12 protein-coding genes are annotated in these 12456 nt (G+C 30.6%); 2 read left to right on the top strand and 10 right to left on the bottom strand.

Annotated elements, in window-relative coordinates; all coding sequences use genetic code 11:
- The first annotated feature begins 45 nt into the window (after window positions 1–45).
- Together ACFDSN_RS09705 and ACFDSN_RS09700 are read left to right on the top strand one after the other, a co-directional pair.
- A complete protein-coding gene (locus ACFDSN_RS09705) occupies window positions 46–516 on the top strand; it encodes an ExbD/TolR family protein (protein WP_375239654.1) in 471 nt (156 codons plus the stop codon).
- A 133-nt stretch (window positions 517–649) separates the two neighbouring features.
- The gene (locus ACFDSN_RS09700; RefSeq protein ID WP_375239652.1) at window positions 650–1312 is read left to right on the top strand and encodes a porin family protein; all 663 of its coding nucleotides are present in this window, start codon (window positions 650–652) and stop codon (window positions 1310–1312) included.
- Between the two features lie 7 nt (window positions 1313–1319).
- On the opposite strand, the gene ACFDSN_RS09695 is transcribed toward ACFDSN_RS09700, so the two are convergent.
- From ACFDSN_RS09695 to rpsI, 10 genes are all read right to left on the bottom strand, one after another.
- Complete coding sequence (locus tag ACFDSN_RS09695) at window positions 1320–1877, bottom strand: hypothetical protein (RefSeq protein WP_375239651.1); 558 nt, start codon at window positions 1875–1877, stop codon at window positions 1320–1322.
- Window positions 1878–1924: 47 nt separating this feature from the next.
- Window positions 1925–3382 carry an RNA polymerase factor sigma-54 gene (gene rpoN / locus ACFDSN_RS09690; protein WP_375239650.1) on the bottom strand — a complete coding sequence of 486 codons (1458 nt, stop codon included), beginning with the start codon at window positions 3380–3382 and terminating at the stop codon, window positions 1925–1927.
- 166 nt (window positions 3383–3548) lie between these two features.
- On the bottom strand, window positions 3549–4979 hold the full coding sequence (gene asnS, locus ACFDSN_RS09685; RefSeq protein WP_375239649.1) for an asparagine--tRNA ligase: 1431 nt from the start codon (window positions 4977–4979) through the stop codon (window positions 3549–3551).
- Window positions 4980–5005: 26 nt separating this feature from the next.
- Window positions 5006–7417 (bottom strand): RND family transporter, encoded by a 2412-nt coding sequence (locus ACFDSN_RS09680; protein ID WP_375239648.1) that lies wholly within the window; start codon window positions 7415–7417, stop codon window positions 5006–5008.
- Window positions 7418–7480: 63 nt separating this feature from the next.
- On the bottom strand, window positions 7481–8737 hold the full coding sequence (locus ACFDSN_RS09675; RefSeq protein ID WP_375239647.1) for a hypothetical protein: 1257 nt from the start codon (window positions 8735–8737) through the stop codon (window positions 7481–7483).
- Between the two features lie 85 nt (window positions 8738–8822).
- The gene (frr, locus tag ACFDSN_RS09670; RefSeq protein ID WP_375239646.1) at window positions 8823–9380 is read right to left on the bottom strand and encodes a ribosome recycling factor; all 558 of its coding nucleotides are present in this window, start codon (window positions 9378–9380) and stop codon (window positions 8823–8825) included.
- A gap of 54 nt (window positions 9381–9434) precedes the next feature.
- On the bottom strand, window positions 9435–10142 hold the full coding sequence (gene pyrH, locus ACFDSN_RS09665; protein ID WP_375239645.1) for a UMP kinase: 708 nt from the start codon (window positions 10140–10142) through the stop codon (window positions 9435–9437).
- A 156-nt stretch (window positions 10143–10298) separates the two neighbouring features.
- Window positions 10299–11258 (bottom strand): translation elongation factor Ts, encoded by a 960-nt coding sequence (gene tsf / locus ACFDSN_RS09660; protein ID WP_375239644.1) that lies wholly within the window; start codon window positions 11256–11258, stop codon window positions 10299–10301.
- 84 nt (window positions 11259–11342) lie between these two features.
- On the bottom strand, window positions 11343–12119 hold the full coding sequence (rpsB, locus tag ACFDSN_RS09655; protein WP_375239643.1) for a 30S ribosomal protein S2: 777 nt from the start codon (window positions 12117–12119) through the stop codon (window positions 11343–11345).
- 170 nt (window positions 12120–12289) lie between these two features.
- The coding region (gene rpsI, locus ACFDSN_RS09650) for a 30S ribosomal protein S9 (protein WP_375239653.1) at window positions 12290–12456 on the bottom strand (167 nt) is incomplete at its 5' end.

Genomic DNA, 12456 nt, shown 5'->3' with positions numbered 1-12456 from the left:
CTTATCCTAGAATTATATCAAAAGCAGAACCTAAATAATTTAACTATGTCTAAATTTAAAAAGAAAGGTGGTAATGAGTTACCAGCAATTTCTACAGCGTCTTTACCAGATATTGTTTTTATGCTTTTATTCTTCTTTATGGTAGCAACTGTAATGAGAGATAGTACGCTTAAAATTAAAAATAATTTACCTTCTGCTACAGAGATAGAAAAACTTGATAAGAAAAGTTTAGTTATGTTTATTTATGCAGGAGCACCAAGTGATGCTTATAAATCTGCTGGAGAAGAAGCTAAAATACAGTTAAACGATAAGTTTGCTGAGCCTAAAGATATCGCTTCATTTATAGCTTCAGAAAGAGCAACTAAACGAGAAGAAGAAGTAGATTTTTTAACTACAGCACTTAAAGTAGATAGAGAAACTAATATGGGTCTTGTGTCTGATATAGAGCAGGAATTACGTAAAGTAAATGCACTTAAAATAAACTATACTACAAAAAAAGGTAGTGATATGAAATAATTTATTTTAAATTTTAATATTATTAAAAGACGTTTTGATTAGATCAAAACGTCTTTTCTTTTTTTACTTATTGTTGTTAATCTTGTATCTTGCTCTTATGAAAAAACTCTTGCTACTATGTTGCGCTTTTCTTGTGTTCGGAATAACTTGTGCACAATCTGAATTATCAAAAAAGACAGTTATAGATTCTTTGTTTAGAGAAGATCAATTTTATGTTGGTTTAACATATAATGTTTTATTGGAAAAACCTTCTGGTTTGTCTCAAAATGGATTCTCTACAGGATTACAAGTTGGTTTTATTAGAGATTTTCCAGTTTCTAAAAATAGAAAATATGCCATAGGTTTAGGTTTTGGGTTATCTACAAATTCGTATAATCAGAATTTATTAATTAATAAAAATGATAACGCATATACATTTAATGTAATTGATAATAACGAGCTAACATTTATTAAAAATAAGTTCTACACGCATACTGTAGATATTCCTTTAGAATTTAGATGGCGAAGTGCAACACCTGCAAGTTATAAGTTTTGGAGAATATATACAGGAGTAAAGTTTAGTTATTTGTTTGCAAATGCTAGCAAGTTTCAAAGCGATAGTGATAAGCTAAGATTTACTAACATAGATGTGTTTAACAAATTTCAATATGGAGCTACACTAAGCGTTGGATATAACACTTGGAATTTTTATATGTATTATGGATTAAACTCATTGTTTGATAACCAGAAGTTAAGTAATGGTTCTGATTTAGAACTTTCAGCTGTAAAAGTTGGACTTATTTTCTATATGTTTTAATCTAGCCTTAAAACCAATAATTAACCATAATAATTTGAGGAAAGGCACCTAAAAAAAGACCAACAAACAATTCTAAAACAGTATGTGCTTTTAAATATAATCTTGAGGTGGAAATAGCGCCTATTAAAATACACATAAGTGCTATTGTACCATTTATATTAATACTGTAGTTTATAGATAAAAGCAGAAAAAAACTGAACACACCAGTAACAGCAATTAAATGAATACTTGCTTTAAAACTTAATAAAGCTAAAATTAAACAACTCAATGTAGACATTAACACTGCTATGAAAAAAAAGTGTAATTCTATAAGTTGAGATGCTGGGAAAACTCTAAAAATTATAACAATTAGAATAAAACTATTTACAACTAAAGGCAATATACGTTCTTTGGAGCTCTGTAGATAAATTGTTTTAGCCTTTCCTAATGTCTTTAGTAAATAGAAAACTAAAACTGGTAAAACAACACTTAAAAGACCTAGAGATATTAATTTAGAATAAATAAGTTCTTTGGGAAGAAATCTTGGAGATTTAGAAAAGTAAAACACCACTGCTATTAGTGGCATAAAAATAGGGTGAAATATAAACGATATACTTTTTAGAATAAAATGCACTAAATTTTCTTTCTTAATCTTGCTACTGGTAAGTCTAATTGTTCTCTATATTTTGCAACAGTTCTTCTTGCTATAGGATAACCTTTTTCTTTTAGAATTTTTGCCAAACCTTCATCTGTGTGAGGTTTCTTTTTGTTTTCTTGCTCAATAACTGTTTCAAGTATTTTTTTAATTTCACGAGTAGAAACTTCTTCACCTTTATCGTTAGTCATAGATTCACTAAAAAACTCTTTAATAAGTTTTGTGCCATAAGGTGTATCTACATACTTACTATTTGCTACACGAGAAACGGTTGATACATCCATTTCAATTTCGTCTGCAATATCTTTAAGAATCATTGGTTTTAGATTACGCTCATCACCAGTTAAAAAGAATTTTTTCTGATAATGCATAATTGCACTCATTGTTACAAATAATGTTTGTTGACGTTGTTTTATAGCTTCTATAAACCATTTTGCAGCGTCTAATTTCTGTTTTATAAATTGTACAGCATCTTTTTGAGATTTAGATTTTTTGTTACCTTCTTTGTAACCTTTCATCATATTACTGTACTCTCTAGAAACGTGCAATTCTGGAGCATTTCTCCCATTAAGCGTTAATTCTAATTCACCTTCTACAATTTTAATTGCAAAATCTGGCACAACATGTTCTGCTCTACGGTTATTTCCAGCGTACGAACCACCAGGTTTAGGGTTTAAGCGTTCAATTTCATGAATAGCATCTTTCAGTTGCAATTCAGTAATATCGAATTTGTGCATCAATTTTTTGTAATGCTTCTTTGTGAATTTCTCGAAACCATCATCTATAAGCTTAATGGCTAATTCTATATCTGGATTTTTTGGTTTTCTGTGTAATTGAATACTTAAACATTCTTGTAAAGAACGCGCGCCAACTCCAGCAGGATCTAATTGATGAACCGTTTTTAGTATTTTTTCTACTTTTTCTTCTTCGGTATAAATACTTTGGGTAAATGCTAAATCATCTACTATATCTATTAATTCTCTTCTTATATAGCCACTTTCATCTACGCTACCAACAAGGAATTCAGCAATTTTATATTCTGTATCGTCTAATCTATAGGTGTTTAACTGATTAATTAATGATTGTGTGAACGAAGTTCCTGCAGCGTAAGGCATTGTTTTTTCTTCATCGTCCGCGCTATAATTGTTAGCACTGGTTCTATAATCTGGAATTTCATCGTCACTTAAATAATCGTCCACATTTATTTCGTCGTTTCCAATGCTTTCGCTATCATCAAATTCATCTTGAGAATTATCAAAATCATCAAACTCATCTGCGTTGTCTTCTTTTCCGCTATCTAAAGCTGGATTTTCTTCTAGTTCTTGTTTTAAACGTTGCTCAAAAGCTTGTGTAGGCAACTGAATCAGTTTCATTAACTGAATTTGTTGCGGAGACAATTTTTGTGATAATTTGAAGTTTAGAAACTGTTTAAGCATAGGTTTTCTGATAAAATACTAAAGTAAAAAAAACTATTCAGATATTTTATTTTAATACTATGTTTTAAGATGAATTTTAGTTTTAGAAGTATTTTAAAATGCATAAAAAAGCCCAATCATAATTTAATTATGATTGGGCTTTTGTGTATGAAAACTGTTGTTTATTCTAAAACTCTGCGTTTTGTGGTGTTCTTGGGTAAGGTATTACATCTCTAATATTTGTCATTCCAGTTACAAACATTACTAAACGCTCAAAACCTAAGCCAAACCCAGAATGTACTGCTGTTCCGTATTTACGTAAATCTAAATACCACCATAATTCTTCTTCAGGAATATTTAGAGCAGCCATTTTTTCTTTTAAAACATCTAAACGTTCTTCTCGTTGAGATCCACCAACAATTTCACCTATTCCAGGGAATAAAATATCCATTGCTCTTACGGTTTTTTCGTCTTCGTTTAAACGCATATAAAATGCTTTAATATCTGCTGGATAATCAAATAAAATTACAGGACATTTAAAGTGTTTTTCAACTAAAAAACGTTCGTGTTCAGATTGTAAATCTGCGCCCCATTCTTCTATTATATAATTGAATTTCTTCTTTTTGTTTGGTTTAGAATTTCTAAGAATATCTATAGCCTCAGTATAACTTACACGTTTAAAGTTGTTTTCTGTAACAAATGTTAGTTTTTCAGTTAAGCTTAATTCGCTACGTTCTGCCTGAGGCTTTGTTTTTTCTTCGTCTAATAAACGTTTATCTAAAAAGGCAATATCTTCTTTATTATGTTCTAAAACATAAGCAATAACGGATTTCATAAAGTCCTCAGCTAAGTCCATATTTCCAGCCAAATCCATAAAAGCAACTTCTGGTTCAATCATCCAAAATTCAGATAAATGACGAGATGTGTTAGAGTTCTCTGCTCTAAAAGTAGGGCCAAATGTGTATACCTTACCTAAAGACATTGCAAAGGTTTCTGCTTCTAATTGTCCTGAAACGGTAAGATTAGTTTCTTTACCAAAAAAGTCTTCGTTATGATTTACAGATCCGTCATCGTTTAAAGGCGGATTCTTTTGATCTAAAGTGCTTACTCTAAATGTTTCTCCAGCACCTTCAGCATCACTTGCTGTAATAATTGGCGTGTGCATATAATTAAATCCATTTTCATTAAAATACTTATGGATTGCAAAAGATAAAGACGATCGTAAACGCATTACAGCACTAAAAGTGTTTGTTCTTGTGCGTAAATGTGCGTTTTCTCTTAAAAACTCGAACGAGTGTTTTTTGGGTTGAATAGGATAAGTTTCTGGATCAGAATCCCCTAAAATTTTAAGCTTAGAAACTACAATTTCTACACTTTGCCCTTTTCCTTGGCTTTCTATTAATTCACCTTTAATGCTTACTGCTGCTCCAGTAGTAATTCGTTTTAAAGTGTCTTCATCTGTATTTTCAAAATCTACAACACATTGTATATTATTTAGTGTAGAACCATCGTTAAGTGCAACAAAGCGCTTTGCTCTAAAGGTTCTAACCCAACCTTTAATTTCTACATCTTCTAAAGGCTGACTTTTTAATAATTGTGCGACAGTTAAATTGGTCATATTTTTATGTTTTACGAGTGAATTACTTACGATACTTGATCTTCTATATCGTCTTCATTTTCACTTGGAATAATATTTATTGATGGTTTTTTCAAGACTTTTTTATTGGCAATACTTCTTTCTAAGGACAACAATAAAGATGGTAATAATAATAAATTTGAAAGCATTGCAAACAATAAAGTTACAGAAACTAAAGCTCCTAAAGCTACAGTTCCTCCAAAGTTTGAAATTGTAAATACTGAGAATCCAAAGAATAAAACAATAGAAGTGTAGAACATACTTACGCCAGTTTCTCTTAAGGCAGCATAAACAGATTTTTTAATCTTCCAATTATTGGCTTGTAATTCTTGCCTGTATTTTGCTAAAAAATGAATAGTATCATCTACTGAAATTCCAAAAGCAATGCTAAAAACTAATATTGTTGATGGTTTTATAGGAACGCCTATATATCCCATTAATCCAGCAGTAACAACTAATGGTAATAGATTTGGTATTAAAGACACAATTATCATTCTAAACGAACGAAACATAAATGCCATAAATAAAGAGATAAGAAAAATAGCTAGTGTTAACGATAATGCTAAGTTTTTTACTAAGTACGTTGTTCCTTTTTGAAATACTAAAGCTTTTCCAGTTAAGATAACTTCAAAGCGTTCTTCTGGGAATAATTTATCTATTTTCTTTTGAATTTCAGATTCAATACCAACCATTTTATCTGTTCCAACATCTTTCATAAATGTTGTGATTCTAGCATATTGACCTGTACTGTCTACAAAATTACTAAGTAGATTAACATCTGTATTACCGGAGTTTTTTACATAAGATAAAATAAAACTATTCTCTTGACTAGTTGGTAATTGATAATATTTTGGGTTTCCATTATAATAAGCTTGTTTAGCATATTTTACTAGGCTAACAACAGAAATAGGTTTGGAGAGTTCTGGGATATCGTTAATAGTTTCCTCTAGTTCATTCATGCGTTTTAAATTGGCTAATTTTAAAACACCTTTTTTACGTTTGGTATCTATCATTATCTCTAATGGCATAATACCATTAAATTCTTCCTCGAAAAAGCGTATGTCCTCAAAAAATTCTGTCTTTTTTGGCATATCTTCAATTAAGCTTCCTGAAACCTTAATTTGATATATTCCAATAATACAAACTACTAATAATGCTACAGAAACAGAATAAATTGTAATACGTTTATGGCGGACCATATTCTCCATCCAATCTACAAATCCTTCAATCCATTTTTTATTTAAATGTTCTAAATGACGTTCTTTAGGATAAGGTAAAAAGGTATAAAGTATAGGTATTATAAGCAAGCATAACAGGAAAATAGCAATAATACTTAGAGAGGCAACAACTCCAAATTCTTTTAATAAGGTGCTTTCTGTAATAATAAAAGTAGCAAAACCAGAAGCAGTTGTAACATTAGTCATTAAAGTAGCATTTCCTACTTTGGTAATAACACGCTGTAAAGATTTTACTTTGTTTCCATGAAGTTTAACTTCATGTTGATATTTGTTAATAAGGAAAATGCAATTTGGAATTCCTATAACAATAATTAATGGTGGAATTAAAGCTGTAAGTACAGTGATTTCATAATTAAGAAATCCAAGGATCCCAACAGTCCACATAACACCAATACAGACAACAATTAAAGAGATGAGTGTTGCACGAAATGATCTAAAAAAGATAAAGAATATAAGCGAGGTTACAAATAGTGCTGCAACAACAAATAAACCAATCTCGTCTACAATATTTTTTGCGTTTAATGTTCTAATGTATGGCATTCCAGAGACACGAACATTAATGTTGTGTTTCTTTTCAAATGCTTGAATTTTTGGAATTACAATATCTGTAACAAAGTCTTTTCTTGCAGGAGTATTAACAATGTCTTTTTTCAAGTATATGGCAGAACGGATAGTTTTAACTTCCGAATTGTTGAATAAAAAATTGTCGTAAAACGGATATTTTTCAAATAAATCAGATTTTAAAATAGATAATTCTTCTTTAGTTGAAACACTATCTGTTATAAAAGACTCTAGTTTGAATTGTTGATTAGTATTGTCTTTAATAAGTTTTTTTAAGTCTTTTATAGAGACAACGGATTCTACATTAGGATTAGTTTTAAAATCATTTGCTAGTTTATTCCAAGCGTTTAAAGTCTCAACAGTAAACAGGTTGTTATCTTTTACACCAAGAATTATAAGATTGCCTTCTTCTCCAAATATTTTTAAAAAATTATTGTAAGTTAAATTTACTTCATGGTCATCAGGAAGTAAATTGGCTTCTGTGTGAGTGAATTTTAAGTGTTTCCATTGCGTACTTAGTAGGGTAGTTATAATTATAACACCTAGTAAGATAACAATTTTGTTTCTTAGGATGAGTCTTGCTAGCACATCCCAGAAATTTTTAGAAAATAATTTTAACATATTGCTTTAAAAACAGCGCAAAGGTAGGCAAATTGGCTTTATAATTCTCTTAAAATAGTGAGATTATAATGTAATATTAAAAGTGAATTTAATTGCAATATTATCTTCTTCGTTTGGTAAGTGATAAGCGCCATATCTATAAGTCGTACTAAGACCAAAACCAAAGAATAGTTTGTTAAGTTCTATACCTGCTTCTGTGTATCCTTTTTCTAATGAGTTAAATGCTACACCATCATGTCTTTCTTGATTACTTATGTTGCCAATAGCCAATCTATTAATCAATACTAATTGTGGATTAAATAATCTAGCAATACGAAATGGTTTAAAATAATGTTTAGCAATAATTGTAGTGAATTTATCTGAGAAAAACTCGTTAAAATACATTGTTTCGAAACTGTTGATTCCGGCTACGGTAAAACGTTGTAATACGGTTTCTTTTCTAATGTTATTTGGGTAAGCATGATATAAATCTGTTAATGGAGTATCTCCATTTGCTAAACCAGCGGTGAGTGTAATTAAAGAGAAAGCATTTTCGCTTTTATATTTGATTTTGTGAATAGTTCTGAAATCTAGTTTTGAAAAATTGAAATCAGCACCTAAAATATTTTTAAAACTTTTAGTGTATTGAAATGTAAATTGAGGGTAACCGTTTTTAGTTACAGTGTTTTTTTCTGAATTTATTTCAGAAAACGGATTCCATTGTAAAGCTATTTTAGCTTTGGTAGTTTCAAAAACATCGAAAGCATTATTTTCTAACCTAAAAGAGTACCCGTAAGTTGGGTCTATGTTACTAATAGAAAATTCTACTTCTGTATATAGTTTTTTATCAATTTCATGTTCTATAGAGATACGATTTGTTTGATGTTTATGAAATAAATCAATATTTAATAATCTGGGCTCAAAAAAAGTAAAAAGCCGTTTATCTAAAATAAACTTGGTGCTTCCGGTCTCAGTTAAATCGTCTGTATAAGAATAATTAATCCAAGTATTATGGCTTTTATTTACTCTAAAACCACCACCAATACTGTATTTAAATTCTTTGTCTACAAAACCATATACGGTATAGCCATTTACTCTAAATTTATCCGATAAAGTTTCGTTTGTTTCTCCTCCTAAGCCAGTTCTAAAACCTTCATATTGGTTGTATTTAACTAAATATTTTAAATCTAAATTAAATAGTTTGGAAGGTAAAAACCCTTGCCCCAACTGCTTAATAAACATAGTACGTTTTATAGAATCATTTTTTATACTACCATCATCTTGAGCTAAAGTTATAGCACTAATCAAAAAAATAATAAAGTAAATGATTTTAATGCGCATTAGTTTAAAAATTGTTATAAATAATTTTTATTTACTACGTTAGTTTTGTTGTAAAAAAAAGCGACAAGATTGTCGCTTTTGTAAATTAAACAGTCATAATTTCCTTTTCTTTGGAGGCAAGGATATCTTCTGTTTTTTTAACAAATTTATCTGTTAATGTTTGTACATCAGCTTCGACACTTTTTTGTTCATCTTCAGAAACGTCTTCTGTTTTTTTAATATCATTATTAGCGTCTTTTCTCGCATTTCTAATACCAACTTTTGCGTGTTCTGCTGCAGCTTTTGCTTGTTTAGCTAAATCACGTCTTCGCTCTTCAGTTAAAGGAGGAACGCTAATAATAATTAAATCACCATTATTCATTGGGTTAAATCCAAGATTGGCAACCATAATAGCTTTTTCAACTGGTTGCATCATATTTTTTTCCCAAGGTTGAACAGTAATAGTTCTTCCGTCTGGCGTGTTCACATTAGCAATTTGAGCTAAAGGTGTTAGAGCACCATAATAATCTACCATAACACTTCCTAGCATAGACGGACTTGCTTTTCCTGCTCTAATGTTAACAAATTCTTTTTCTAAATGTTTTACTGCGTTAGACATTGCTTCCTCAGTACTTTCTAGTATAAATGTAATATTTTCGTTCATCTTAAATGTTTAATATTTTTATAGAAAAGTTCAAAAATTGCGCCAATCTTTTATTTAGAAATTAACTTCTGTTCCAATGGCTTCTCCAGAGACTACTTTTAATAGATTTCCAAGTTTATTCATATCAAAAACAATAATTGGTAATTTGTTTTCTTGACTTAAAGTAAAAGCTGTTGTATCCATTACTTTTAAGCCCTTTCGTAAGACATCATCAAATGTAATATGGTCAAATTTAATTGCAGAATCATCTTTTTCTGGGTCTACATTGTAAATACCATCAACTCTGGTTCCTTTTAAAATAACATCTGCTTCTATTTCTATAGCTCTTAATACTGCTGCAGAGTCTGTTGTAAAGTATGGATTTCCTGTTCCACCACCAAAAATTACAACGCGTCCCTTTTTTAGGTGATTCATTGCTTTACGTCTTATAAACGGTTCGGCAACTTCGTTAATTTTAATAGCAGTTTGTAAACGTGTTGGAATACCAGCGTCTTCTAAGGCACTTTGTAATGCTAATCCATTTATAACCGTTGCTAGCATTCCCATATGATCTCCTTGAACACGATCCATACCATTACTAGCTCCTGCAACACCTCTAAAAATATTTCCTCCACCTATTACTATGGCTACCTCAACACCTTTGTCTGTAATAGTTTTAATATCATTAGCATATTCTGCTAGACGTTCCGGGTCTATTCCGTATTGGCGATTACCCATTAAAGCTTCACCAGATAATTTTAAAAGTATTCTTTTGTATTTCATCTTTGAGGTTTGTTGTAATGCAAAATTACATAAATTTTTAATATTTGAATTTATTAAAACTGCTAACTTTTAAAATGAAAAAACCACTACTCGAAAAGAGTAGTGGTTTTTATAATAAACTTCTTAAAAAGTATTATCATTTTAGTTAATCATAAATTAACCTAAAGAAACGCGTTTAAATGCTGTTACTTCTATGTTTTGAGATGCTACATATTTAGCAACAGTTTGCTTCTCGTCTTTAATGAATTTTTGATCTAATAAACATTGTTCTTGATCTAAAGTTGTATTATCAGAAACAAAACGATCCATTTTACCAGGTAATATATTACCCCATATTTTTTCTGGCTTACCTTCAGCAGCTAATTGAGCTTTCGCAGCTTCTTCTGCTTTAGCCATAACTTCTGGAGTTAACTGAGCCATAGATATATACTGAGGTACATTTTTTAATGTTTTACCTAATCGACCTAATTCTATATTCTCTTTTTCTATAACTGCAATTCTAGCTTCAGTTTCTGATGCTACGTATGCTGGATCAAAATCTTTATAAGATAATGAAGTTGCTCCCATAGAAGCTACTTGCATAGCTACATCTTTAGCAACAGTTTCAGATTTATTGTTTAATCCAACTAAAGCACCAATTTTATTTATGTGTACATAAGTACCAACATAATCGGCATTTAATTTTTCAAAAGCTGTGATTTCTAATTTTTCTCCAACAACTCCAGTTTGCTCAACTAATTTCTGAGCTACGGTCATTCCTCCAAAGTCTGCAGCTAAGAAATCTTCTTTGTTATCAAAGTTTATTGCAATATCTGCAAATTGGTTAGCTAGTACTAAGAATGATTCATTCTTTCCAACAAAATCAGTTTCACAACCTAAAACAATTGCTACACCTGAAGTGTTATCTGCGTTTATTTTAGTTACAGCAGCACCTTCAGAAGAATCTCTATCAGCTCTTTTTTCTGCCACTTTTTGACCTTTTTTACGTAAAACATCAATTGCTTTATCGAAATCACCTTCAGCTTCAACTAAAGCTTTCTTGCAATCCATCATACCTGCACCAGTAGCTTTTCTTAATTTGTTAACTTCTGCTGCTGAAATTTTAACTGTACTCATATCTGTGATAATTTAAAAAAGTCGTTTAAAATGTTTCTATAATAGAAAAAGATTAAACGACTTATTAGTATTTTGAAATAATGATTATTCTTCTTCTTTAGCCGCTTCTACTTTAGCTGCTGCTTTAGGCTTAGCATCTGCTTTCACTTTAGCTGCATCTTTAGCTGCTTTGTCTGCCTTACGTTCGTTTAAGCCATTAGTTATAGCATCTGTAACGTGAGTCAAAACCATATCAATTGATTTAGAAGCATCATCATTTGCTGGGATAACGTAATCTACCTGACGTGGATCAGAATTAGTATCAACCATTGCAAATATTGGAATGTTTAATTTTTGAGCTTCTTTAATCGCGATATGTTCACGTTTAATGTCTACAACAAATAAAGCTGCAGGAAGACGAGTCATATCAGTAATAGAACCTAAATTCTTTTCTAACTTTGCTCTTAAACGATCAACTTGTAAACGTTCTTTTTTAGATAAAGTTAAAAATGTTCCATCTTTCTTCATTCTATCAATTGTAGCCATCTTTTTGATTGCTTTTCTGATAGTAATAAAATTTGTTAGCATTCCACCTGGCCATCTTTCTGTAATGAAAGGCATGTTGATGCTAGCTGCTTTTTCAGCTACAATGTCTTTTGCTTGCTTTTTTGTTGCAACAAATAAAATTTTACGACCTGATGCTGCGATTTTTGCTAACGCTTCACCAGCTTCGTCCATTTTAGCTGCTGTTTTATATAAGTTTATAATATGGATTCCGTTACGTTCCATATATACGTAAGGAGCCATGTTAGGATCCCACTTACGTGTAAGGTGTCCAAAGTGTACACCTGCTTCAAGTAATTTTTTTACTTCTACTGCCATTTTGTAATAGTTTACGTTCTGTTGAATTAGCAATAATTAAGTGGTCATAATTAAATAATCGCCTTAATTATTTAGATGCTAAACTAAATCCTGTTTTTACACTAGGACAACAATAACTGTTTGTTTGTTTGTTTGTTTTTGTGATGTTGAAAATAAATTCAACAATAATATTAACGTTTAGAGAATTGAAATTTCTTACGAGCTTTCTTCTGACCGAATTTCTTACGTTCAACCATTCTTGGGTCTCTAGTTAATAAACCTTCTGGCTTTAATAAACCCCTATTTTCGTCATTTAACTCGCACATTGCACGAGAAATAGCTAAACGGATAGCTTCTG

This window comes from Aurantibacter sp., from assembly GCF_042094015.1.
GTDB lineage: Bacteria > Bacteroidota > Bacteroidia > Flavobacteriales > Flavobacteriaceae > Aurantibacter.
The sequence above is the reverse complement of the archived record's forward strand: the minus strand, read 5'-3'. Positions and strand labels throughout refer to the sequence as shown.

What these genes read in the sequence shown, in the direction of transcription:
- ACFDSN_RS09695 (WP_375239651.1), bottom strand. Translation starts at nt 1,877, where the DNA reads ATGCCACTAATAGCAGTGGTGTTTTACTTTTCTAAATCTCCAAGATTT.
- asnS (WP_375239649.1), bottom strand. Translation starts at nt 4,979, where the DNA reads ATGACCAATTTAACTGTCGCACAATTATTAAAAAGTCAGCCTTTAGAA.
- tsf (WP_375239644.1), bottom strand. Translation starts at nt 11,258, where the DNA reads ATGAGTACAGTTAAAATTTCAGCAGCAGAAGTTAACAAATTAAGAAAA.
- rpoN (WP_375239650.1), bottom strand. Translation starts at nt 3,382, where the DNA reads ATGCTTAAACAGTTTCTAAACTTCAAATTATCACAAAAATTGTCTCCG.
- frr (WP_375239646.1), bottom strand. Translation starts at nt 9,380, where the DNA reads ATGAACGAAAATATTACATTTATACTAGAAAGTACTGAGGAAGCAATG.
- ACFDSN_RS09705 (WP_375239654.1), top strand. Translation starts at nt 46, where the DNA reads ATGTCTAAATTTAAAAAGAAAGGTGGTAATGAGTTACCAGCAATTTCT.
- pyrH (WP_375239645.1), bottom strand. Translation starts at nt 10,142, where the DNA reads ATGAAATACAAAAGAATACTTTTAAAATTATCTGGTGAAGCTTTAATG.
- ACFDSN_RS09680 (WP_375239648.1), bottom strand. Translation starts at nt 7,417, where the DNA reads ATGTTAAAATTATTTTCTAAAAATTTCTGGGATGTGCTAGCAAGACTC.
- ACFDSN_RS09675 (WP_375239647.1), bottom strand. Translation starts at nt 8,737, where the DNA reads ATGCGCATTAAAATCATTTACTTTATTATTTTTTTGATTAGTGCTATA.
- rpsB (WP_375239643.1), bottom strand. Translation starts at nt 12,119, where the DNA reads ATGGCAGTAGAAGTAAAAAAATTACTTGAAGCAGGTGTACACTTTGGA.